The organism is Streptomyces lomondensis (genome assembly GCF_014651035.1).
Classification (GTDB): domain Bacteria; phylum Actinomycetota; class Actinomycetes; order Streptomycetales; family Streptomycetaceae; genus Streptomyces; species Streptomyces lomondensis.
Genome location: NZ_BMWC01000003.1, coordinates 276,325 through 299,795, shown reverse-complemented (window position 1 = coordinate 299,795; position 23,471 = coordinate 276,325). Strand labels below are relative to the sequence as shown.

Here is a 23,471-nt window from a genome sequence, read left to right as displayed (position 1 = left end):
CTCCCAGTCACCTCATGGAGCACCCGTGTGCACTTCGCATGACCACGACCCGGGCGAGGCGCCCCAGGCCGGTGCCGGAAGACGCGGCTTTCTGCGCGCGACCGCGCTGCTCGGTGCGACGGCCGCCGCGGTGAGCGCGCTGCCCGCCGTCACCGCCGAGGCGGCGACGCCGAGTTGGCGCCCCGACCCGGACAGCCGCCGCTTCACGCTCGCCGTGATGCCGGACACGCAGTACCTGTTCGACGGGCCGAGCATCGACAAGGCGCCGGTCGAGGCCTCGCTGCGCTATCTGCTGGAGCACGGCAGGGAGGAGAACATCGTCTTCCTGTCCCACCTCGGGGACCTCACGCAGAACGGCGCGAAGGAGGAGTTCGCGGCGATCGGCGAGGCGTTCCGGCTGCTGGACCGGCGGGGTGTCGGCTACAGCGTCCTGGCCGGCAACCACGACGTGAAGTCGTCGACGACCGACCAGCGCGGAGCGACACCGTACCTGGACACGTTCGGGCCGCGGCGGTTCGAAAGGCAGCGGACGTTCGGCGGTGCCTCCCCGGACGGCTACAACTCCTTCCACCTGTTCACGGCGGGCGGCCGGGAATGGATGGTGCTCGCGCTGGACTGGCGGCTGTCGCCGCAGGGCTACGCGTGGGCGAAGGAGGTCATGGCGAAGCACCCGAGGACGCCGGTGATCCTCACGACGCACGAGCTGGTCGTCGAGGACGACTCCCTGTCGTCGTACGGGCAGCAGCTGTGGGACCGGCTGATCGAGGACCACGACCAGATCTTCCTCACCCTCAACGGGCACTACTGGCCCGCCGCCCGCGCGATACGCAAGAACGCGGCCGGACACGACGTGCATCTGCACCTGACGAACTACCAGAACCGCTACTTCGGCGGTGCGGCGATGATCCGCCTCTACCGGTTCGACCTGGACCGGAACGTCATCGACGTGGAGACGGTCTCCCCGTGGATCCTCGGCCGGGCGAAGAAGGGGCTCAACGAGCTGGAGCGGCAGGAGATGGAGCTGAGCGGCGACGCCGACCGGTTCTCCGTCGAGATCGACTTCGAGGAGCGGTTCTCCGGTTTCGCGCCCGTGCCCGCGCGCCCGGCGCGGCCCGCCTCGACGATGCTGGTGCCGGGCACGATGGCGTACTGGCGCTTCGAGAACCCCGTCGACGTCACGGCCGGTACCGTCCGCGACCTGTCCGGGCGCGGCAACGACCTCTCCCTGGTCACGGTGGGCGGCGGCACGCTGGGCTGGTCCGCCGACCACCACCCCGACCAGCCGGGCCACGGCAGCCTGGAGTTCCAGGGCAACAAGCCGCCGCTGAAGGGCGCCTACCTGCGCACGGTCGACGGCGCCCCGCTCAACCGGGCCACCTTCGAGGACGGCTACACCATCGAGGCGTTCTACCGCCTGCCCGCCGACTGGGACCCGGCCCACAACGCCTGGTCCGGGCTGGTCAGCAGGACGGGCACGGGCGGCGCCGCCGGCAAGACCGCCGACGACCCGGACGAGCCGCTGGCCACCCTGTCCCTGTCGAACGACCGGGAACCGCAGTGGGCGATGCGCCCGCTCAACCAGCAGGGCATCGCCACCAACTGGGGCCAGGAGACCCCGCTGGAGACCTGGTGGCACCTGGCGGTCGTCAACGACGGCAGCCACACCACGCTGTACGTCGAGGGCTGCCCGGTGGTCCGCAACCCCAAGGCGTCCGCGGTCGGCATCACCTCCGTCGGGCTGCCGTGGCTGCTCGGGGGCTACGAGTACGGCGGGAAGATCGACCAGATCCTGCACGGCCGGCTCGGCGACGTCCGGATCGTCGCCCGGGCGCTGCCCGTCACCTCCTTCATGAACCACTGAACCTTGCAGAGGTACGTCATGACCGAGCAGCAGCTGCCCGCCTGGGCCGATCCGGCCGTCTCCCCCGCCGCCCTCGATCCGCAGGGGGTCTCCCGCCGCGGACTCCTGCGCGGGGCGGGCCTGTTCGGCGCCGCGTTCGCCCTGGGATCGGCGGCCACCCCCGCCCTCGCGGCCGACGGCGGCGGACGGCCGGGCGGCGAGGACCCGCGCCTCGCCTACCTCGTCGGCGACCACCACATCCACACCGTCTACAGCCACGACGCCAAGTACACGTTCTCCCAGCTGGCCGCCGCGGGCGCGAAGTACGGCCTGGACTGGATGGTGTTCACCGAGCACTCGAACGTCGGGCACGCCGACTTCGGGGCCGCGCTGGAGCACCGGGAGATCCTCAGGGCGCGGGCCGAGAACCCGCGTCAGCTGATCTTCCAGGGCCTGGAGTGGTACATCCCGGCCGCCGAGCACTGCACGGTGTTCGCCGCGCCCGGCCCGCACGAGGTCGACCTGCTCACCCGGTTCGAGCGCGCCTACGACGGCAAGCTCCTCGCCTACGACAAGGGCGGCCCCGCCGACGCGGACACCGCCCGCAACGAGGCGCACGCCGTGAAGGCCCTCAAGTGGCTGGCGGAGCAGCACCGTTCGGGCTACGTCGACGATGTGCTGGTGCTCGCCAACCACCCCATGCGCCTCGGCATCGACTCCCCGCACGAGATGCGCGCCTGGCGGGACGCGGCGCCCGGCATCATGATCGGCATGGAGGGCGCGCCCGGCGCCCAGGGGGCGGCCATCCCCGGCCTGCGCGGGGCCAACTCGATCCGCGGCGAGTACGAGAACAAGCCGTCCGCGCAGTCCTGGCCCGGCTACCCGGCGGACGCCTACCTGACCTACGGCGGCTTCGACTGGGCGACCGCGACCGTCGGCGGCCTGTGGGACTCGATGCTCGCCGAGGGGCGGCTGTTCTCGATCACCACCAACTCCGACGCCCACCGGATCGTCTTCGACACCTGGAAGAACGGCGACTGGCAGCCCGGCCAGACCTTCGACACCACGGGGAAGCTGCCCGACCCGGTGAACACGGACACCCCGCAGCCCGGCAGCGACTTCTGGCCCGGCCAGTTCAGCCGTACGCACGTGGGTGTGACCCGCTACGGCTACCGCGCCGTCATGGCGGGTCTGCGCGCGGGCCGCGTCTGGCTCGACCACGGGCATCTGCTCGACGGGCTCGACGTCCGGCTGAAGCGGGAGCGCGACCGGGGCCGGGGCGTGACGCTCGGCGGCCGGCTGCGGGTCCGCAAGGGCGAGAAGCTGACGCTGAACGTCACGGTGACGACCGCCTCCCGTCCCAACCCGCAGGGCATCCTGCCCGAGTTGGCGCATGTGGACGTCATCCGGGGCGCGGTGCGCGGACCGGTCGCCGACCGCGACACCTGGAGGGCCCCCGACACCCAGGTCGTCCAGTCGAAGGACGTCTCCGGCCGCACGGGCACCTACACCCTGCGCATCCCGCTCACGGCGGGCGAGGAGTCCTTCTACGTCCGGCTGCGCGGCAGCGACGGCAACCGGCACGGCACCGGCTACCTCGGCGCCTCCGTCGACCCGCACGGCCCGATTCCGCACCCGCCCGGGGACGGTGACCCGTGGGCCGATACGTGGTTCTATTCGAATCCCGTGTTCGTCGACGTGGAAGGGTCCTGACCTGATGAGACGTCAACTGCTCGCCGCCACCGCCCTGTTAGGTGTCTGCACGCTGGGCGCCGGCACGGCCTCGGCCGCCGGTGCCCCGCGCTGGGCGGAGACCGGAACGGCGTACACCGACACCCTCGGCGGCGGGCAGGGCCTCGCCAGCCGCGCGGACGGCTCCCTGCTGTACCGCGGACTGGCCTCCATCCCGCTGGACCTGCGGGTCAAGGGCTGGAACCACATAGGCGACCCGGACATCGCGCGCGGCCATGTCTTCGACGCCTACCAGGGCCCGGACAACGCCACCTCCAAGATGTTCGCGGTCACCACCCCGGCCGGGAAGCGCTACGCGTACACGCACCCGCTGAACCCGGGCGAGAAGCTGAACAACTCCTTCGCCGCCGTCTCGCCCGACGAGCAGTGGCTGGTCTCGGGCGAGTGGGGCACGCAGAACCGGCTCCAGGTGTTCCCGGCGCCGCTGCTCAACCCGTCCACACCGGCCACCGGCGGCGACCTCCAGGAGGCCGGGCAGATCACCCTGGACAAGCCGGTCCGCGACATCCAGGGCTGCGACTTCGTCACCGGCACCCGCCTGCTGTGCGCCTCGAACGACGCCTCGGGCACCCTCTTCCCGGAGATCCGGCCGCTCCTCCAGGTCGACCTGCCCCGCAAGGTCGACGGACGGCCGGTCACCGGCACGGTCACGAGCCTGTTCGCGCTGCCGCAGCGCAGTGGGTGCACGGGTGCCTTCGAGACCGAGGGCGTCGACTACGACACGAGCAGCGGCACCCTGCGGGTGCAGATGATCCCGCCGGGCGTGTGCGCGGTGACGACGGCCGTCCACGCGTACCGGCAGGTCACGGACTGATCGAGCGGAGGTACGGTGGGCCGCGTGACCGGTGAAGAGTCGCTGCGGCCCCAGTCCCTCATGCTGACGTTCCTGGGCGACCAGGTGCTCGGACGCGACGTGTGCGTGTACTCGGGCAGCGTCATCGACGTGTTCGCCCGCGCCGGGATCGGCGAGCAGGCCACCCGCTCCACGCTCTCCCGCATGGTCAAGCGTGACCTGCTGCGCCGCCAGCGCGAGGGCCGTCGTATGTACTTCGGGCTGACCGAGCGGTCCGAGGCGGTGCTGCGCGACGGCGAGCGGCGCATCTGGCAGACCGGTGCCGTCAACCGGCACTGGGACGGCACCTGGACCCTGCTCGGCTTCTCGCTGCCCGAGTCCTGGCAGCGCCAGCGCCACGACCTGCGCTCCCAGCTGACCTGGAGCGGCTTCGGACCGCTGTTCAACGGCCTGTGGATCGCCCCGGGCGAGGTCGACGTGTCGGCCCTGGTGGCCGAGCTCGGTCTGTCCGCCCATGTGAAGGTCTTCCGGGCGCACGCCGACACCGGCACGGACATCGGCCAGATGATCGAGGAGACCTGGGAGCTGTCCGAGCTGGCCGGCAGCTACGAGAGGTTCGTACGGCGCTGGCAGCCCTGGGAGGACGACCTCCCGGACGCCGACGAGGCGCTGGTCCTGCGGCTGCGGCTCCAGACGGAGTGGCTGCGGATCGTCCGCCGCGACCCGCGCCTGCCGGTCAAGCACCTGCCGGACGACTGGCCGGCGGAACAGGCCGAGAAGACGTTCCGGACCGTGCACGAGCGGCTCTCACCGCTCGCCCGCACCGCCTCGGAACGCCTTCTGGACCTGGTGCCCGCGCGGCCTCAGGCGTAGAACCGCGACAGGCTCTGGAGCACCGCGGCCGGCTTGGTGCCGCCCTCGATCTCGATGGCGCCCTCGACGGTGATCTGCACCCCGCCCGGCACGTCCTCGACCTCGGCGAGCTTCGCCGCCAGCCGGATGCGGGAGCCGACCTTCACCGGGGCGGGGAAACGCACCTTGTTCAGGCCGTAGTTGACCTTCGTCGTCACGCCTTGGACGTCCAGCAGCTCGGTGAACAGCGGGATGAAGAGGGAGAGCGTGAGGTAGCCGTGCGCGATGGGGGCGCCGAAGGGGCCCTCCTTGGCACGCTCGGGGTCCACGTGGATCCACTGGTGGTCGCCCGTCGCGTCGGCGAAGGTGTTGATCCGCTCCTGGGTGACCTCGATCCACTCGCTGGTGCCGAGATCGCTGCCGGCGAGCTTCTTGAGTTCGTCGAGGCCGTTCACGGTGATGCTCATGCGGTTCCTTACTGGTTGCCGTATCGCCTGCGGACACGGGACTTGAGGAGCTTTCCGGAGGCGGTGCGCGGGAGTTCGTCCGCCAGCACCACCGATTTGGGGATCTTGTACTTGGCGAGGCGGCCCGCGAGCGACGCGAGCACCTCGTCGGGGTCGAGGGCGGCGCCCGCGCGGGGCACGACGACCGCGCGCGGCACCTCGCCCCACTTGTCGTCCGGCACCCCGATCACCGCGCACTCGACGATGTCCGGGTGGGCGAGGAGCTGGTCCTCGATCTCGGCGGGGTAGATGTTCTCGCCACCGGAGATGATCATGTCCTTGAGGCGGTCGACGATGTGGACGTAGCCGTCCTCGTCGATCTGGGCGGCGTCGCCGCTGCGGAACCAGCCGTCCGCGAAGGACGCGGCCGTCTCCTCGGGCAGCCCCCAGTAGCCGGGCATGACGTGCGGCCCGCGCACCACGACCTCGCCGACCTCGCCCACGTCGACCGGCGTCAGGTCCGGCCGGACGACGCGTACGTCGCTGAAGAAGTGCGGCACGCCCGCCGAACCCGCCTTGCTGACGGCGTGCTCGGCGTCCAGGAACAGCGTGCCGGGGGCGGCCTCGGTCATGCCGTAGCCCTGGAGGAAGGTCAGACCGCGCCGCTGGTACGCCGCGATCAGCGGGGTGGGGACCGGTGAGCCTCCGCAGGTCAGGATGCGCAGCGACGACAGGTCGGCGTCCGGCCAGCGCGGATGCCGGGCCACCTGGTCGAACATGGTCGGCACGCCGAACATGAAGGTGATCCGGTGCCGTTCGATCAGGTCGAAGGTGGCGTCCGGGTCGAAGGCCTCGACCAGGACGCAGGCACCGCCCTTGAGCAGGACCGGCAGGGTCAGCATGTTCAGACCGGCGGTGTGGAACAGCGGGGCGGAGACCAGGGCCCGTTCGTCGGCGATCAGGTCGGTGTCGACGAGGACGTTGACCGCGTTCCAGGTGAGGTTGCCGTGGGTGAGCATGGCGCCCTTGGGGCGGCCGGTCGTGCCCGAGGTGTACATGATGATGCAGGTGTCGTCGGCGCCGACCGGTTCGTCGATCGGCTCCCCGGGCGCCTCGGCGACGGCCGCCTCGTACTCGGGCCCCACCTCGAGGTAGGTGCGGACGTCCGTGCTGCCCGGCAGGCCCGCGACCAGACCGGCGTGGGACGGGCCGTAGACCAGGGCCTTCGCGCCGGAGTCGGCCAGCTGGTAGGCGATCTCCGGGCCCGCGAGGCGGATGTTGAGCGGGACGAAGACCGCGCCGAGCGTGCCGGCCGCGAACAGGGTCTCCAGATAGGAGGGGTGGTTCGGGCCGAGGTAGGCGATCCGGTCGCCGCGGCGCACGCCCCGGGCGCGCAGGGCGTGGGCCAGGCGCGTGGTGCGGGTGTACAGCGTGCCGTAGTCCGTGACGTTCTCGCCGTGGATCAGGGCGGTGCGGTGCGGGGTCTTGCGGGCCCGGCGTGCGGGCCACGACCCCAGTCCCTCGTTGCGCATGTCACGCCCCTTACGTCTTCGTCAGCCCGAGCAGGCGGGCGGCGTTCTCCTTGAGGATCTTCGGCCGCACCTCGTCCTTGATCGACAGCTTCTCGAAGTCGGCGAGCCAGCGGTCGGGGGTGAGGACGGGGAAGTCGGAGCCGAAGAGGACCTTGTCCTTCAGCAGCGTGTTCGCGTACTGCACGAGCTGCGGCGGGAAGTACTTCGGCGACCAGCCGGACAGGTCGATGTGCACCCCCGGCTTGTGCGTGGCGACGGCGAGGGCCTCGTCCTGCCAGGGGAAGGACGGGTGCGCCAGGATGATCTTCAGGTGCGGGAAGTCGGCCGCCACGTCGTCCACGTGGAGCGGGTTCGAGTACTTCAGCCTGATCCCGCCCCCGCCGGGGACGCCGGCGCCGATGCCCGTCTGCCCGGTGTGGAAGAGGGCGATCGTGCCGGTCTCCTCGATCACCTCGTACAGGTCGTACGCCACCGACCGGTCGTTGGGGAAGAAGCCCTGGATGCTGGGGTGGAACTTGAAGCCCTTCACCCCGTACTCCTCGACCAGGCGCCGGGCCTGCTTCACGCCCGCCTTCCCCCGGAAGGGGTCGATGGAGGCGAAGGGGATGAGGACGTCGGCGTTGGCGGCGGCGGCCTCGGCGACCTCCTCGTTCGGGACGGGCGGGGTGCCGGTGGCGGACTCGGCGTCCACCGTGAAGATCACGGCGGCCATGTTCCGCTCCCGGTAGTAGGCGGCCGTCTCCTCCAGCGTGGGCTTCCGCTTGCCCTCGACCTTGAAGTAGGCCGAGGAGGCGTCGTGCAGGTCGTCGTCCAGGGAGGAGTGGCCCTTGGAGGAGACCTCCGCGTGGGTGTGGACGTCGATCGCGACCAGTGACTCCGGGTCCATCACGCCTCCGGGAGCTTCGGCGCCGGGATGCCGACCGACTGGAGCTCGGCACCGACCGAGGTGGGCCAGGCGTCGGCCAGGGCCGCGGGGGTCCAGCCGCCGTCGGCGTAGGCCGCCCTGATCTCCTGCGGATGCGACCAGAGTGCCACCTTGTCGCCGCCGATGCCGATGCACTGGCCGGTCACGCCCCGGGCGGCCTCGGAGGCGAGGAACGGCACCAGGGCGGCGCAGTCCTCGGGGGTGCCGAAGCCCTCGCCCTTGCGCAGGAAGTCCGGCAGGGGCTCGCCGCCGCGCATGGCCTCGATGTACGGGGCGAAGGCCGGGATCGTCTCGGTCATCGCGGTCGCGGCGACCGGCACGATCGCGTTGACGGTGATGTTCGCGCGGCCCAGCTCCATGGACCAGGTGCGGGCCATCGCCGCGATGCCGGCCTTGGCGGCGGCGTAGTTCGTCTGGCCGAAGTTGCCGCGCTGGCCGGCCGGGGAGCCGACCAGGATCAGCGAGCCGCCCTCGCCCTGCTCGCGCATCCGGACGGCGGCCGCGCGGGCGCAGGTGAAGGTGCCCTTGAGGTGCGTGGTGATCACCGCGTCGAAGTCCTCGTCGGTCATCTTCCACAGCACCTTGTCGCGGAGGATGCCCGCGTTGGTGACCAGGACGTCCAGCCGGCCGAACTCCTCCACCGCCCGGTTCACGAGCCGTTCGGCGGCCTGAGTCGTGCCGACCGGGACGACCTCGGCGACGGCGGTGCCGCCCGCCTCGGTGATGGACTTCACGGCCGCCTCGGCCACCGCCTCGTCGACGTCGTTGACGACCACGGACGCGCCGTGGGCGGCCAGGGCATGGGCGTAGGCGAGGCCGAGGCCCCGGCCGCTGCCGGTGACGACGGCGGCCTTGCCGGAGAGATCGATGCTGGGCACGAGCGGGTCCCTTCGCATGGTGATACGGGCGGTGCGGCTACGAGATCGAAGCTAAGAGCAATAATTGTTGACGTCAATAGTTGTTGGCGACCCACAGGTGCGAGATGCTGGAATCCTCAGGACGCACCGAGCACAGGGAGCCCGTCATCACACGCCAGAACGTCACCCCGAAGCCCATCGACGCCCACGAGCCGTGGATGCGCGGGCTGCACGCCGACACGGGCTACCTGCTGTACCGCCTGGGCCTGCGCTCGGGGCAGCTGTTCAACGCCTGCCTCCAGGAGTCCGGCCTGCGCCTGCGCCACTACGCCGTACTGCGCTTCCTCGCCACCTCCGACGGCGCCCTCCAGCGCGAGCTGAGCGCGCGGCTCGGCTACGACCCGAGCGCGATCGTCGGCCTGGTCGACGACCTGGAGAAGCTGGGCTTCGCCGAGCGCCGCCCCTCCCCCGACGACCGCCGCAGCCGGATCGTCGTGCTGACCGGGAGCGGCCGCGCGTTCCTCCGCGACACAGACGAGGCCGGCCAGCGGGTGACGGGCGAGCTGCTGGGCCCCCTGGACCCGGCCGAGCGGGAGACGCTGCACGCGCTGCTGCTGCGGATCGCCGAGGACGGACTGAACTGATGTTGTGCAAATGATTGACGGCTGCACATCCTGTGCCTAACTTCACGGGCTAACCGAGACCCGTCCCCAGGGAGCTCCCCGTGCAGCCATCCGCCTCCGCCGCTCAACCCGCCCCCGATCCCCGGCAGTTGCGCCGCGTCGCCGTCTCCGGACTGCTCGGCACGACCGTCGAGTTCTACGACTTCCTCGTGTACGGAACGGTCGCCGCGCTCGTCTTCGGCGACCTGTTCTTCCCGCAGGCCGATCCGGCGGTGGGCACCATCGCCGCGTTCGGCACGTTCGCCGCGGGCTATCTGGCCCGCCCGCTGGGCGGCATCGTCTTCGGCCACTTCGGCGACCGGATCGGCCGCAAGTCGATGATGCTCATGACCATGGTCCTGATGGGCTGCGGCAGCTTCCTCATCGGCCTGCTGCCGACGTACGACGCGATCGGGGTGTGGGCGCCGGTGCTGCTCGTCGCCCTGCGCGTCGTGCAGGGCATCGCGATCGGCGGTGAGTGGGGCGGCGCGATGCTGATGGTCGTCGAGCACGCCGAGCACACGCAGGGCTCCCGGCGCGGCCTGTGGTCCAGCTTCACCCAGCTCGGCGCCCCGCTCGGTTCCGTGCTGTCGGCCGGTGTGGTCACCCTCGTCGCCGCGCTGCCCGACGACGAGTTCCGGTCCTGGGGCTGGCGGGTGCCGTTCCTGCTGAGCATCGTGCTGCTGGCCGTCGGGCTGTTCGTGCGCCTGAAGGTCGCCGAGAGCCCGCTGTTCGCGCAGGCCGAGCGGAAGCCCGTGGACAGGCCGCCGATCGTGGAGGTGCTGCGCCGCCCGAAGCCGGTGCTGCTGGCCGCCTGCGTCGGCATCGGCGCCTTCACCACGCAGTCGCTGCTGACCAGCTTCATGATCTCCTACGCCGTCGACCAGGGGTACACCCGCCCGCAGGTGCTGACCGCGGTGACCGTCGCCTCCTGCGTGGCCCTCGCCGTGCTGCCCGCCGCCTCCGCGCTGTCGGACCGGGTCGGCCGCCGGCCCGTCGTGCTCGCCGGTGCCGTCGCCTCGGCGGCGCTCGCCTTCCCCGTGCTGGCCCTGGTCGACTCCGGCTCGCCCGGTCTGCTGATCCTCGCCCTGGCCCTCGGCCACGGCGTCGCCCAGTCCACGATGTACGGGCCGCTCGGCGCGCTGCTCACCGAGATGTTCGGCACCCGCGTCCGCTACACCGGCGCCTCCCTCGGCTACCAGGGGGCGACCCTGATCGGCGCCGGGTTCTCCCCGCTGATCGCGGGCAGCCTCGTCGCCTCCGCCGGTGGCGCCGGCACCCCGGTGTCGCTGCTGCTGTGCGCGGGCGCGGCCGTCACCGCGGTCACCGTGTGGCGGCTGCGCGAGACCCACGCGGACGCCCTGGACTCCCCCGCTTCCGCCCCCACCCTGGAAGGGACCCCGCGTTGAGGATCCGCCTCGCGTTGCTGACCGCCTGCCTGTCCCTGGCGACCGCGCTGCCCGCCCAGGCCGCCGCCACGGACACGCATCTGGAGGGCCGGCTCCCCTCCGGCGCCGCGTACGTGATGGACGTCCCCGCGTCCTGGAACGGCACGGTGCTGCTGTACAGCCACGGCTACACCCCGGCCGGAGCCCCCAACCCGGCCCAGAACACGCCCGGTCCGGCCGCCCGCGACAAGCTGCTGGCCGAGGGCTACGCCCTCATCGGCTCCTCGTACGCGACGACCGGCTGGGCGGTCACGGAGGCGGTGCCCGACCAGCTGGCCACGCTGGACCTGTTCACGCAGCGGTTCGGGGCGGCACGGCGGACCCTCGCCTGGGGCACCTCGTACGGCGGCTTCGTCACCACGGTGCTCGCGGAGCGGCACGCCGCCCGCTTCGACGGCTCGCTGTCGATGTGCGGGCTGGTGCAGGGCGGCGTCGCCAACTGGAACAGCACCCTGGACCCGGTGTTCGCGCTGCGCACGCTGCTCGCCCCGGGCTCCGGTGTCCCGCTCGCGGACTTCACCGGCCAGGCGGAGGCGGTCGCCGCCGCGAAGTCGCTCACCTCCAAGGTCGACGCCGCCCAGCGGACCCCCGAGGGCCGGGCCCGGATCGCCCTTGCGGCCGCGCTGCACAACATCCCCGGCCACAACGACCCCGCGCAGCCGAAGCCCGGCCCCACCGACTGGGAGACCCGGCAGTCCCACCAGTACACCGCCGTCCGGGGCCTCCTCCAGCTGCCCGCCTTCAGCTGGCGGCAGGAGGCCGAGAGCCGGGCGGGCGGCAACCCGTCCTGGAACACAGGCGTCGACTACGGGGTGATGCTCGCCCGGTCCCCGCTGTACAAAGAGGTGACCGAGCTCTACAAGGAGGCGGGACTGTCCTTGCGCACCGACCTCACGACCCTCGGCCGGGCACCCCGGATCTCCGCCGACCCGTCGGCCGTGCGGTGGATGCGGGACACCAGCGTGCTCTCCGGCCGGCTGACCGACCCCCAGCTGAACATCCACACGACCGGTGACGCGCTGATCCCGGTGCAGGCGCAGAGCGCCTACCGGCGGGCGGCCACCGCCACGGGCTCGGCGGGGCTCCTGCGCCAGGCGTACGTCGACGGCCCCGGCCACTGCACCTTCACCACCGGAGAGACGCTGGCCGCCCTGCGCACCCTGGAACACCGCCTGGACACCGGCCGCTGGGACACCTCGCCCGGCGCCCTCAACTCCCGGGCGCGGGCGGCGGACCCGGCGGCCGAGCCCCGCTACGTCCCCTACCGCCCGGCCGCCTACCCCCGCCCCTACGACCTCGCCCACCCGGGAGACACCCGGCCATGACCGTGCTGCCCCAGGGCGCCCCCACCGCGGCCGACCGACTGCTGTCCGTGCTCGCGGCGTTCGACCACGAGCACCCGGCGCTGAGCCTGACGGACATCAGCCGGCGGGCCGGGCTGAGCCTCACCACCGCGCACCGGCTGGTGGGCGCGCTCACCGGGTGGGGCGCCCTGGAACGGGACGAGTCCGGCGTCTACCACGTCGGGCTCCGGCTGTGGGAGGTCGCCGCACTGGCCCCGCGCGGCCTCGCCCTGCGGCAGATCGCGCTGCCGTACCTGGAGGACCTGTACGAGGCGACGCACGAGAACGTGCAGCTGGCCGTGCGGGACGGCCGGGACGTCGTCTACATCGAGTGGCTGTCGGGGCGGTCGGCGGTCGGCGTGCACATCCGCGTCGGCGCGCGCTGGCCGCTGCACGCCACCGGGGTCGGCCTCGCCCTGCTGGCCCACGGCGAGCCGGAGTTCCAGGAGGAGTACTGCGCGGGCAACCTCGCGTCCTTCACCTCGTACACGATCACCGATCCGGCGCGCCTGCGGCGGGTGCTGGCCGAGGTGCGGCGGTCGGGGGTCGCGGTGAGCGACCGCCAGGTCACGGACGACGCCCTGTCGGTGGCCGCGCCGGTACGCGGTGCGGACGGCACGGTGACCGCCGCCGTCTCGATCGTGGTACCCCACGCGGACGCCCAGGTGCCGGTGCTGGCCCCGGCGGTACGGGTGGCCGCCCGCGGGATCTCACGGGCGCTGGGGTGGCAGCCGGAACGGGCCTGAACCTCGGGAGCATCCGCAGGGCGTCGCGGGGTCAGCAGTTGCCCGGCATCGGCCTGCCGGCGAAGCGGTCGCCGAGCCACTTCACCACGTCGTCGACCGCCTGGAAGTCGGCCAGCAGGTGGTCGCCTGGGTAGGTGTTCCACTGGGTGGGGATCCGGGCGGCGCAGTACGCCTGCCGGGTGGCCTCCTCGGTCTCGGCGGGGATCACCTCGTCGAGCAGGCCGCGGTACTGGAGCACGGGGAAGCCGATCTCGTGGCGGGCGCCGGATCCGGCGGGGCCCACGCCGGTACCGAGCTTGTTCTTGTCGACGATCTGGCCCCAGGTCCTGCCGTCGGGGCCGCGTACCGCGAAGATCTGGTCGAGCGTCAGCCCGTCGCGGGTGTAGTTCTCCGTCCGGCCGCCGGCGAACCGGGCGAGGGTCCCGACGAGGCAGAGCATCTTCGCGTCCCGTACGGCGGTGCGGCCCTCCTCGTCGAGGAGTTCGTCGAAGGGCATCTCGGGGTGGGTGGTGGCCATGCCGATGACGGCGTCGAGCAGGAACCCGGCGAACGCCCCGCCGTTGAGGCTCTTCGCCACGACCTTCAGGTCCCCGGGCACCCCGCCGGACGCCACGCCCACGACGCTCAGCCCGGGCGCGTACGACCGCGCCAGCTGCGCGGCCCACAGGCTCCCGGCGCCGCCCTCGGAGTAGCCCCACAGGCCCACCCGGGCCGCCGCGCTCAGCCCGCTGCCGGGCACCCCGGGCGCCGCCCGCGCGATGTCCAGCAGCGCGTGTCCCGCGTCGGCTCCCGAGACGTACGGATGGACCTGGCCGTCGAGGTAGCCGGCGCCGTCCGTGGCCGCTACGGCGTATCCGGCGCGCAGCAGCGCGGCGATGTTGCCGCCCTCGTAGGCGTCCTGGTACTCGCCCGCGAGCTGCTTGGAGAAGGCGCACTGGGGCCCGATGCCGAGGGTGCCGGGCGCGAACGCGACCAGCGGACGCTCGCCGGGCCCGGTCCACGCCGCCCGGGGCACGACGACCGTGCCGGACACGGCGACGGCCTTCCCCCGTCCATCCGTCGAGGCGTACTGCACCTTCCAGGCGGTCAGCGGAACGTCGCCGACGAGCGGCAGGGCGTCGACGCGGCGGCAGGCGAGCACGGTTCCCGGGGCGGCGGTGACGCTCGCCGGGGGCCGGTAGATCGCGGCGTCCGCCGCGGCGCAGTCGGCCGCCGGGGCGGCGTCGGCCGTCGCCGCGGGAACGGCGAGGGCGGTGGCGAACAAAGCACCGACGCCGAGCAGCGCGACTCTGCGCAGCGACGGCTTCTTCGACCTGTGTGACATCACGTCAGAGCGTCCCTTCCGTGGGGGTGGAGCGGAGACGTGATGACGGTACGAACGCGTTGATGAGCAGTGCTAGTTAAAGAATTACGAACCGGGAGGGGCGGCAGTGCGCGGCGGTGACAAGGGCCGGTCTTTCAACCGTCGCCGCGGCCAACCGCCTGCCCGAGTCGTCGATCCGTCCGGTACGCCGGTCCTGACCGGTCGACCCCGCCGCCTCGGGGTGCGGGGAACGACGTCGATCGACTTGACCGTCAAGGCGCGTTGACCGCCTTGGAGTGTGATGTCGACAGTCAACGGCCCTACCATCGCGCTGCCGTGACGCTCGGCCAGGCGAAGGGGTCGCTGTCGGCGGCCAGTTCCGCACGGTCGGCCAGGGATGCCGGGGCATCCGGAAGCGCCAGGCAGCCTGTGTCGACGGGAACGGACCGAGCCGTCACATAGAGGTCCGGCTCTCCCGGTGAGGCTGTGGCCGACGGAGAGCCCGCAGCCGGTTGTGCCGGGGAGGCACTGTCGCCCGGCCCCCAGACGTCCATCAGAAGAGCGGCGACGGCCACCAGGGCGGAGCCCGCGCCGACGAGGAGACACCAGGCGGCGGTCCGGTGCTCGGTGCCGGCGAAGAACGTGACTACGCGCCTGATCCAGCGCCGTTCAGATCCCAGCCCACATGCCGCCGTTCCGTCGTCCATCGACGCAGCCATCCTCACCCTGGAGCGGCAACGCTGAAAGAGCTGAATCACCCATATCCGCACGTCACTTGAATACGCCGACAACGTTGACGTCACATTACGGGACCACTATGGTTCCGGCGACATCGCGAACACCGTTCGAAATTACGAACCTCCTGCGCTTCACTGCCTGCAGTTTCGGGGCCCCGCCGTCTCCGGTCTCCGCAAAGCACCGCGTTCATACGTTCGACTCCCGCCCCTGCCTGTGAGGAGACGTCCCTGCGTGCGCTACTCCCGCTTGCCTCTTCAGCCCACCGCTCTTCTCACTGCCCTCGCCCGGAAACCGGTGGCTGGCACGCATCAAGGCCGGGTCGGCGGCCGCCCCCGTTCACCAAGCCGATCACCAGCAGCGGCGCGCACCCGTACATGGCCTATTACCAGCGCTACCACTACCTGATGACCACGCCGTACGCCGGTCCCATGGCCTCGCCCCCCTGAGACCTCGCCCGCCTGAGCCGTTTCACCCCATGCGCAGCAATCAACGCTCGGAGCCATCCCACGCCCGACAGGTCCCACCCGACCGCCGGACACGTGCCCCAACGGACCAACGACCAAGCCATCGCTCTCCCGTCACGGAAAGGGTGCAAGATGTCTTCCTCCGTCAGCAGACGGCGCCTCCTGCAGATAGCCGGGGCCACCGCCGCCGCCTCCGCCACCGGATCCCTCATCGGCGGTTCTCCCGCCCGAGCGGCGACCATTCCCCCCGCACGGGCCGACATCGGGGCCTCCGCGCACCCCTTCGCACTCGGCCAGGTCCGGCTCACCGCGAGCCGGTGGCTGGACAACCAGAACCGCACGCGGAACTACCTGCGGTTCGTCGATGTCGACCGGCTGCTGTACAACTTCCGCGCCAACCACCGGCTGTCCACCAACGGCGCGGCTGCCAACGGCGGCTGGGACGCACCGAACTTCCCCTTCCGCACCCACGTCCAAGGGCACTTCCTCACGGCATGGGCGCAGTTGTACGCCGTGACCGGCGACACCGTCTGCCGGGACAAGGCCAACCACATGGTCGCGGAGTTGGCCAAATGCCAGGCCAACAACAGTGCCGCCGGTTTCAACGCCGGGTACCTCTCCGGCTACCCCGAGTCCGACTTCACCGCCCTCGAGCAGCGGACCCTGACCAACGGCAACGTGCCGTACTACACCATCCACAAGACCCTCGTCGGCCTGCTGGACGTATGGCGCCACATCGGCAACACGCAAGCCCGTGACGTACTGCTCGCCCTGGCGGGATGGGTCGACTGGCGCACCGGCCGGCTGAGCAGCCAGCAGATGCAGACCATGCTGCAGACCGAGTTCGGCGGCATGAACACCGTGCTGACCGATCTCTACCAGCAGACCGGCGACGCACGGTGGCTCACCGCGGCCCGGCGGTTCGACCACGCCGCGGTGTTCGACCCTCTGGCCGCCAACCAGGACCGGCTCAACGGACTGCACGCCAACACCCAGGTACCGAAGTGGATCGGGGCCGCCCGGGAATACAAGGCCACCGGCACCACCCGCTACCGGGACATCGCCACCAACGCCTGGAACATCACCGTCAACGCGCACACCTATGCCATCGGCGGCAACAGCCAGGCGGAGCATTTCCGCGCCCCGAACGCCATCGCCGGGTACCTGAACAAGGACACGTGCGAAAGCTGCAACACCTTCAACATGCTCCTCCTCACCCGGGAACTGTTCGCGCTCGATCCGAACCGGGCCGCGCTGTTCGACTACTACGAGCGGGCGTGGCTGAACCAGATGATCGGCCAGCAGAACCCGGCCGACAACCACGGCCACGTCACCTACTTCACCCCGCTCAACCCGGGAGGACGGCGCGGTGTGGGCCCGGCCTGGGGCGGCGGCACCTGGAGCACCGACTACGGCACCTTCTGGTGCTGCCAGGGCACGGGCCTGGAGATGCACACCAGGCTGATGGACTCCATCTACTTCCGCAGTGACAACACGCTGATCGTGAACCTGTTCGTGCCCTCGGTGCTCAACTGGTCGGAGCGCGGGATCACGGTCACCCAGACCACGTCGTACCCGGTCGGCGACACCACGACCCTGCAAGTCACCGGCAACGTCAGCGGTAGCTGGGCGATGCGCATCCGCATCCCGGGCTGGACCACCGGGGCCACCATCAGCGTCAACGGCGTCGCGCAGAACATCACCGCCACCCCCGGCAGCTACGCCACCCTGAGCCGCTCATGGGCCTCCGGTGACACGGTCACCGTCCGCCTGCCCATGCGGATCGTCATGCGAGCGGCCAACGACAACGCGAACGTCGCCGCGATCACCTACGGCCCGGTGGTCCTGTCCGGCAACTACGGCAACACCTCGCTCAGCTCCCTCCCTTCGCTGAACACGTCCTCCATCACACGGACCAGCAGCAGCTCGCTCGCCTTCACCGCCACCGCCAACGGCTCCACCGTCAACCTGGGCCCGTTCCACGACGCGCACGGCCACAACTACACCGTCTACTGGAACACCAGCGCCACCGTCCGTCTCGCCAACGTGGGCAGTGGTCTGGTGCTGGGCATCCAGGACATGTCCACGGCCGACGGTGGCCGCGCTCTGCAGTGGAACGACTCGGGCACCGCCGACCACAACTGGCACATGATCCCTGACGGAAACGCGGTCCGCCTGCGCAATGCCCACAGCGGCAAGGTGCTCGGCGTCCAGGACATGTCCACGGCAGACAACGCGACCGTCCTGCAGTGGTCGGACAACGGCACCGCCGACCACAGATGGACGCTGCTCGCCCAGGGAGACGGGACCTACAAGATCCGCAACGAGCACAGCGGCAAGTTGCTCGCCATCGCGAACAACTCCACCGCTGTCGGCGCGTTCGCAGTCCAGGAATCGGACAACGGCACTGCCGACAACCGGTGGCGCATCTTGGGGAACTAGGGCCTGTCGTTTGGATCACGCCGCAGACGCGGGGTCTGGCACGCGCATCTGCCGCGTTGTCGTCGGTTGCCGACTCCCCCAAGCTCTCGACTTCGCTCGAGCAGGGGGGACCCCCATCGCGTCGACGCCCTCCTCCGCCTTGCAGCTGCACGCACCAGACCCCGCTCACCGGCACTGAACAGCACCGTCACTTCCCTGCGACCTGATCCAAACGACAGGCCCTAGGCTGCACTGCCCGAGGCGACGGCGGATGTACGCCGTCCATGTCGCGTTGCGACGGTCGGCATACGCGGTGACATGCGAGCGCGGCCTCGCGTCCTTCGCCTCGTACACGATCACCGATCCGGCGCGGCTGCGGCGGGTGCCGGCCGAGGTACGGCGCTCGGGGATCGCGGTGAGCGACCGACAGGTCACGGAGGACGCCCTGTCGGTGGCCGCGCCGGTACGCGGTGCGGACGGCACGGTGACCGCCGCCGTCTCGATCGTGGTACCCCACGCGGACGCCCAGGTGCCGGTGCTGGCCCCGGCGGTACGGGTGGCCGCCCGGGGCATCTCACGGGCGCTGGGGTGGCAGCCGGAGCGGGCCTGAACCCCACGGATCATGCGCAGGGCGTCGCGGGGTCAGCAGTTGCCCGGCATCGGCCTGCCGGCGAAGCGTTCGCCGAGCCACGTCACGACGTCGACGACCGCCTGGCGCGATGGTGGCTGCCGCGCCGGACCCGGTTGTGGGCTTCCCGAGATCGAGCAGACCATGGCGGCGTTCGGCGACATCTCCATCACCGTGGACGTCGGGCCGATCTCCTGCGGGTTTCCGGCGGCAGGTTCGTCGAGTACTGGACCTGCACCGACGTGCTGGCCGGTCTCACCCAGCTCGGCGCCATCTCCGGGCCCAATGGCCCGGCCCGGCCGCAAGCGGCTGGCTGACCGACGGGCCGTGAGGCGGGCTGACCAGCGAGATCCACCTGCCCTGCGACGCGTCGGGCCGGCCGGGCCGGAGAACGCCCACCGGCCTTCGACAAGGCCCTAGGTGTGCTGTCCGGACAGCACACCTAGCCCACGCAGAACTCGTTGCCCTCCGGGTCCCGCAGCACGACCCCGTAGTAGTCCATGTCCGGCTCGTCCATGATCCGCAGTACCGTCGCCCCGGTCGCGACCAGCCGGTCCACCTTCGCCGCGATTCTCCGGGTGCGCTCCGGCAGGGGAACGCCCCGGCCGCCGCCGACCTTGAGGTCGAGATGCACCCGGTTCTTGACGGTCTTGCCCTCCGGCACCCGCTGGAACCAGATGCGGGGCCCCCGCCCCTCCGGATCGACGATCGACTCGGGCGTCTCCCCCACCCCCTCGGTCAGCTCCTCCGCCGGCACCCCCATGTCCTCCCAGTACGCCCGCCAGCTGGGGTGCCCGCCCGGCGCCGGCTCGGGCTGGTAACCGAGGGCCTCCGTCCAGAAGTTCACCAGGGTCACCGGGTCGGCGCAGTCGATGGTCACCTGCAATGTCACGTCCATACCGCGAGCATCGCAGGAGGGACTGACAACGCCCCGTCGCGCCGGAACCCGTTGACGGGCCGCCCCGAGGCGATGCAACCGTTCCCCGCCCCCGGAAGTCGGACTTTGTGGAGGGCTCAACGCTGCCTGCGACGGGGGGGAGTCGGCGATGATGCGGCAGGGGACACGATGGCTGGCGTCGCACGTCGGGAGGTGGCAGCTGCTGCGGCCGCTCGTGCTGGTCGTTCTCGCGATGGTCATGGGACTCTTTGTCGGCTGGGCCGGGCTGCCCGAGTGGACGCTAGGGATCGGGATCCTGCTGCTGCTCCTCCTCGACGATGTCCTGAAGGCATACGGCAAGCTGCGGGCTGCCCGGCGGGACGAGCAAAAGGATTTCTCTGTTTCACCTGTTGACGACTGAGGCCGGAACGGACTGGCCTGCGCAACAGAACCCGGCGATGAGGCACCCGAAAACCGTTGGAAGAGCGGCGCCGTGGACCATTAGCGTGCTGCCGAACCGAGTCGTCTGGTGAAGGACGTGCCGTTGTACACCCTGTGAGACCTCCCGAGCGCTGAACCGTCGCGCGTCGCGCATCTGCGCCGCGCTCCTTTCTGCTGCGGACTTCTCACTGAAACCGGTGTACTTCTGTGCTCGAAAACTGGGTGGTCATGCCCACCTGCCTGCCGCTTGTTCTCCGCCGTTGCCACGCGTGCGCGTCCGAGCGCTCCCGGGCGAGCGGCAAATTCCGCGTCAACGCGAACCACAAGCTCATCGACGCCTGGCTCCTCGTGCTCTGTACCGCTTGCGGGGAAACCGCCAAACTCACGGTCCTGGAGCGGATGAACGTGCGCTGCGTACGACCCGAGCTGTTGGACCGGCTTCATGACAACGACCTTGGCCTGACAGCCGAACTGCTCCAGGATCCGGTCGTGCGGCGCCGTAATCGCATCGCCCTCGACTGGGACAACGCCTGGCGCCTCGACACCGGCGGATCGCATCCCCCGGACCGCGGGGTGATCGACGTCTCGGTCCGTTTCGCGGCGCGGATCCCGGTCCGGCCGGTGCGCCTGATCGCCGAAGGCTGCGGTCTTTCACGGGCCGGGGTCGAGAGACTCATCGCGGAGGGGAAACTCGTTTCGGCAGCCCGGCTGAGCGGCAAGCTCTCCGGCGACTTCACCTTCATGCTCAAGCGCTGAGTTGTCATCAGGACCAGGGGCCCTGTCCGGCAGGTCTGCGGACAGGGCCCCTGGTCCCCGACCCGCACGAGGGACATGCTTCCCCCGGTGGCCCGCCCCTCCGCCGTGCCGGAACTCCTTTGCCGTGACGCCCTGTTCAGGCTCTGCACCCAGAAGCAGCCCGGCACTTTTCCTGGCTTTACCTCTTGACGACCCGCGTACGGGGGAGCACATTGACGGCACTTTGAGAGCGCTCTCAGCAGTCTCGGCGCTCTCACCCCCTTCCCCGAGAGGCCCCCACATGAGCGAAACCTCCGGCACCCCCCGCAGACCCCGCCCCTTCCGGCGGGCCTTCGTCGCCGTCGTCAGCACGCTCGGCCTCGCGGCGGCCGCCGCCACGGCCGCCACCCCGGCCGCGAACGCCTCCGCGCCGCCGCCCCCGTCGGGCTGGACGCAGGTGTTCGTGGACGACTTCAACGGGCCGGCGGGCAGCGGCGTCAACACCTCGAACTGGCAGTACGCGACCGGCAAGGGCTACCCGGGCGGCCCCGCGAACTGGGGCACCGGCGAGATCGAGACGATGACGAGCAGCACGGACAACGTCTCCCTCGACGGCAACGGCAACCTCCGCATCACGCCCCGCCGGGACGCCGCCGGCAACTGGACCTCCGGCCGCATCGAGACCAGCCGCACCGACTTCCAGCCCCCGGCCGGCGGCAAGCTCCGCGTCGAGTCGCGCATCCAGGTACCGAACGTCACGGGAGCGGCCGCCAAGGGCTACTGGCCCGCGTTCTGGATGCTGGGCGCCCCGTACCGCGGCAACTACTGGAACTGGCCGAGCGTCGGCGAGCTGGACATCATGGAGAACACCCAGGGCCAGAACACGGTGTTCGCGACGATGCACTGCGGCACCTCCCCGGGCGGCCCCTGCAACGAGAACAGCGGCATCGGCAGTTCGACCGCCTGCCAGGGCACCACCTGCCAGGCCGGCTTCCACACCTACCGGATGGAGTGGGACCGCTCCACGAGCGTCGAGGAGATCCGCTTCTACCTCGACGGCGTCAACTTCCACACCGTGCGCGCCAACCAGGTCGACGCGACGACCTGGCGGAACGCCACCGACCACGGCTTCTTCATCATCCTCAACGTGGCCATGGGCGGCGGCTTCCCCGACGCGTTCGGCGGCGGCCCGGACGCCGGGACGCAGCCCGGCCACCCGATGGTCGTCGACTACGTCCAGGTGCTCTCCTCCTCCGGCGGCGGCACCACACCCCCGCCGACCGGCAACCGTGACGCCTACGGCACCATCCAGGCCGAGTCCTTCGACGGCCAGTCCGGCGCCATGACCGAGACGACCACCGACTCCGGCGGCGGCCGGAACGTCGGCTCGCTGGCCAACGGCGACTGGCTGCACTTCAAGGGCGTGAACTTCGGTTCCACGGCGGCCCGGCAGTTCAGCGCCCGGGTCGCGAGCGGCGCGGCGGGCGGCGTCAGCGGGCTGGTCGAGGTGCGGCTGGACAGCCGCGGCAACGCGCCCGTCGGGAGCTTCGCGGTGGGCAACACCGGTGGCTGGCAGGCGTGGCGGACCATCCCCGCGAACATCTCCGCCGTGACGGGCACGCACGACGTGTACCTGACCTTCACCAGCGGGCAGCCGGCGGACTTCGTGAACGTCAACTGGTTCACCTTCGGGCACTGACGCTCCCCGGAAAGGGGCTCCACGCGCGCGTGGGGCCCCTTTCCGCTGCCCTCAGCGCAGTTCCGCGCGGAACGCCGCCGGCGTCTGGTCCGTGTGCTGGTGGAAGAACTTGGAGAAGTTCGCGGCGTCGGGGAAGCCGACCGCCGCGCCGACCCGGCCGATCGGCAGGTCGGTGTGGGCGAGGAGCCGCTTGGCCTCCAGGATCACGCGCTTGTCGATGAACGCCTTGGGGGTCTCGCCGGTCGCGGCGCGGACCGCGCGGACCAGGGTGCGGCGGGAGTAACCCAGTGCGTCGGCGTAGGCGCTGACGCTGTGATTGGTGGCGAAGTCCTTCTCCACGGCGTCCCGGAAGAGGGTGAAGGTGGAGTCGGACTGCCGGCGCACCGCCTCCGCCGACGTCGTCGCCAGGTGGGCGAGGCGGAGCAGGAACGCCGTCAGGGTGTGGCGCAGCACGTCGGTGTGCAGGCTGAGCGGCAGCGTGGTGGTGTCCTCGTACTCGCGCCGCAGTTGGCCGAGGGCGGCCCGCAGCGCGGCGCGCTGGGGCGCGTCGGGGCGCAGCAGCGGCGGCAGGTCGTAGCGGTACAGGCCGGTGACTTCCACGGTCGCGCGGGGCAGGAAGCCGGGCTGCATGGTGAGCACCGTTCCGCGGTACTCGCTGGTGCGCGAGAAGCGGTGGACCTGCCCCGGGCGGATCCACAGCAGGTCCCCGGCCGTGGCCTCGTACTCGGTGAAGTCGACCATGTGCCGGACCGGGCCCTCGCCGAACAGCATCACGACGTGGAAGTCGATGCGGTGCACGCGCTCCAGCGGCGCGTCGGCGTGCCAGGTGCGGCCGGTGCCCATCGGGCCGACCTGCATGCCGACGCCGCCGACGCTCAGCTCGACCGGGAAGGGGAACGTTCTGATCCCGTCGCCGCCTTGGATGTCGCCGCCTTGGACGCTTCTGTCCGCCATGTCCGCCTCGTACCG

20 protein-coding genes and 1 pseudogene are annotated in these 23,471 nt (G+C 71.1%); 13 read left to right on the top strand and 8 right to left on the bottom strand.

The annotated features are described in order from the left end of the window. The first annotated feature begins 25 nt into the window (after nucleotides 1-25). Genes IE255_RS12790 through IE255_RS12775 form a run of 4 tightly spaced genes read left to right on the top strand, consistent with a single transcriptional unit; the run spans nucleotide 26 to nucleotide 5,258 of the window. The gene (locus IE255_RS12790; protein ID WP_190050338.1) at nucleotides 26-1,861 is read left to right on the top strand and encodes a LamG-like jellyroll fold domain-containing protein; all 1,836 of its coding nucleotides are present in this window, start codon (nucleotides 26-28) and stop codon (nucleotides 1,859-1,861) included. A gap of 18 nt (nucleotides 1,862-1,879) precedes the next feature. Beyond that, nucleotides 1,880-3,553, top strand: a complete 1,674-nt coding sequence (locus IE255_RS12785) for a PHP domain-containing protein (protein ID WP_190050337.1) — start codon at nucleotides 1,880-1,882, stop codon at nucleotides 3,551-3,553. Nucleotides 3,554-3,557: 4 nt separating this feature from the next. Next, the gene (locus tag IE255_RS12780) at nucleotides 3,558-4,406 is read left to right on the top strand and encodes a hypothetical protein (RefSeq protein WP_190050336.1); all 849 of its coding nucleotides are present in this window, start codon (nucleotides 3,558-3,560) and stop codon (nucleotides 4,404-4,406) included. A gap of 24 nt (nucleotides 4,407-4,430) precedes the next feature. Next, nucleotides 4,431-5,258: a PaaX family transcriptional regulator gene (locus IE255_RS12775; protein ID WP_190050335.1), complete on the top strand. Its 828-nt coding sequence runs from the start codon at nucleotides 4,431-4,433 to the stop codon at nucleotides 5,256-5,258. Here the strand turns inward: IE255_RS12775 and IE255_RS12770 are convergent. Genes IE255_RS12770 through IE255_RS12755 form a run of 4 tightly spaced genes read right to left on the bottom strand, consistent with a single transcriptional unit; the run spans nucleotide 5,249 to nucleotide 9,018 of the window. After that, a complete protein-coding gene (locus IE255_RS12770) occupies nucleotides 5,249-5,704 on the bottom strand; it encodes a MaoC family dehydratase (protein WP_190050334.1) in 456 nt (151 codons plus the stop codon). The genes IE255_RS12775 and IE255_RS12770 overlap by 10 nt on opposite strands. Before the next feature lie 8 nt (nucleotides 5,705-5,712). After that, nucleotides 5,713-7,215, bottom strand: coding sequence for an acyl-CoA synthetase (locus IE255_RS12765; RefSeq protein ID WP_190050333.1), 1,503 nt, complete (start codon nucleotides 7,213-7,215; stop codon nucleotides 5,713-5,715). Between the two features lie 10 nt (nucleotides 7,216-7,225). Beyond that, a complete protein-coding gene (locus tag IE255_RS12760) occupies nucleotides 7,226-8,101 on the bottom strand; it encodes an amidohydrolase family protein (protein WP_190050332.1) in 876 nt (291 codons plus the stop codon). Then, complete coding sequence (locus tag IE255_RS12755) at nucleotides 8,101-9,018, bottom strand: SDR family NAD(P)-dependent oxidoreductase (RefSeq protein WP_308280893.1); 918 nt, start codon at nucleotides 9,016-9,018, stop codon at nucleotides 8,101-8,103. Before IE255_RS12755 ends, IE255_RS12760 begins: the two co-directional genes overlap by 1 nt. A gap of 197 nt (nucleotides 9,019-9,215) precedes the next feature. Between IE255_RS12755 and IE255_RS12750 the strand changes: the two genes are divergently transcribed. The 4 genes from IE255_RS12750 to IE255_RS12735 all read left to right on the top strand — a co-directional run bounded on the left by IE255_RS12750 (nucleotide 9,216) and on the right by IE255_RS12735 (nucleotide 13,196). After that, nucleotides 9,216-9,641 (top strand): MarR family winged helix-turn-helix transcriptional regulator, encoded by a 426-nt coding sequence (locus IE255_RS12750; protein ID WP_190050748.1) that lies wholly within the window; start codon nucleotides 9,216-9,218, stop codon nucleotides 9,639-9,641. An 80-nt stretch (nucleotides 9,642-9,721) separates the two neighbouring features. Then, a complete protein-coding gene (locus tag IE255_RS12745; RefSeq protein ID WP_190050331.1) occupies nucleotides 9,722-11,068 on the top strand; it encodes an MFS transporter in 1,347 nt (448 codons plus the stop codon). Continuing rightward, on the top strand, nucleotides 11,065-12,432 hold the full coding sequence (locus IE255_RS12740) for an alpha/beta hydrolase family protein (protein WP_229906378.1): 1,368 nt from the start codon (nucleotides 11,065-11,067) through the stop codon (nucleotides 12,430-12,432). Before IE255_RS12745 ends, IE255_RS12740 begins: the two co-directional genes overlap by 4 nt. Then, the gene (locus IE255_RS12735; protein ID WP_190050329.1) at nucleotides 12,429-13,196 is read left to right on the top strand and encodes an IclR family transcriptional regulator; all 768 of its coding nucleotides are present in this window, start codon (nucleotides 12,429-12,431) and stop codon (nucleotides 13,194-13,196) included. Before IE255_RS12740 ends, IE255_RS12735 begins: the two co-directional genes overlap by 4 nt. 31 nt (nucleotides 13,197-13,227) lie before the next feature. Here IE255_RS12735 and IE255_RS12730 read toward each other — a convergent pair whose 3' ends face one another. Beyond that, nucleotides 13,228-14,493, bottom strand: a complete 1,266-nt coding sequence (locus IE255_RS12730; RefSeq protein WP_443732524.1) for a lipase family protein — start codon at nucleotides 14,491-14,493, stop codon at nucleotides 13,228-13,230. A 1,340-nt stretch (nucleotides 14,494-15,833) separates the two neighbouring features. Between IE255_RS12730 and IE255_RS12725 the strand changes: the two genes are divergently transcribed. Together IE255_RS12725 and IE255_RS12720 are read left to right on the top strand one after the other, a co-directional pair. Next, nucleotides 15,834-18,143, top strand: coding sequence for a beta-L-arabinofuranosidase domain-containing protein (locus IE255_RS12725; RefSeq protein WP_190050327.1), 2,310 nt, complete (start codon nucleotides 15,834-15,836; stop codon nucleotides 18,141-18,143). A 298-nt stretch (nucleotides 18,144-18,441) separates the two neighbouring features. Next, nucleotides 18,442-18,732 (top strand): annotated as a pseudogene (locus tag IE255_RS12720) (IclR family transcriptional regulator domain-containing protein); the annotation flags it as partial. Between the two features lie 32 nt (nucleotides 18,733-18,764). On the opposite strand, the gene IE255_RS12715 reads toward IE255_RS12720, so the two are convergent. Then, nucleotides 18,765-18,914 carry a hypothetical protein gene (locus tag IE255_RS12715; protein ID WP_190050326.1) on the bottom strand — a complete coding sequence of 50 codons (150 nt, stop codon included), beginning with the start codon at nucleotides 18,912-18,914 and terminating at the stop codon, nucleotides 18,765-18,767. A 278-nt stretch (nucleotides 18,915-19,192) separates the two neighbouring features. Further along, nucleotides 19,193-19,648 (bottom strand): VOC family protein, encoded by a 456-nt coding sequence (locus IE255_RS12710; RefSeq protein ID WP_190050325.1) that lies wholly within the window; start codon nucleotides 19,646-19,648, stop codon nucleotides 19,193-19,195. Nucleotides 19,649-19,796: 148 nt separating this feature from the next. Here IE255_RS12710 and IE255_RS12705 point away from each other — a divergent pair, with 148 nt between their 5' ends. The 3 genes from IE255_RS12705 to IE255_RS12695 all read left to right on the top strand — a co-directional run bounded on the left by IE255_RS12705 (nucleotide 19,797) and on the right by IE255_RS12695 (nucleotide 22,502). Next, the gene (locus IE255_RS12705; protein WP_190050324.1) at nucleotides 19,797-20,048 is read left to right on the top strand and encodes a hypothetical protein; all 252 of its coding nucleotides are present in this window, start codon (nucleotides 19,797-19,799) and stop codon (nucleotides 20,046-20,048) included. Between the two features lie 227 nt (nucleotides 20,049-20,275). Beyond that, entirely contained in the window at nucleotides 20,276-20,824 is a 549-nt protein-coding gene (locus IE255_RS12700) for a DUF1062 domain-containing protein (protein ID WP_190050323.1), read from the top strand. 280 nt (nucleotides 20,825-21,104) lie between these two features. Then, a complete protein-coding gene (locus IE255_RS12695) occupies nucleotides 21,105-22,502 on the top strand; it encodes a glycoside hydrolase family 16 protein (protein ID WP_190050322.1) in 1,398 nt (465 codons plus the stop codon). Between the two features lie 51 nt (nucleotides 22,503-22,553). On the opposite strand, the gene IE255_RS12690 is transcribed toward IE255_RS12695, so the two are convergent. Further along, complete coding sequence (locus IE255_RS12690) at nucleotides 22,554-23,456, bottom strand: helix-turn-helix domain-containing protein (RefSeq protein WP_190050321.1); 903 nt, start codon at nucleotides 23,454-23,456, stop codon at nucleotides 22,554-22,556. Nucleotides 23,457-23,471: the final 15 nt, after the last annotated feature.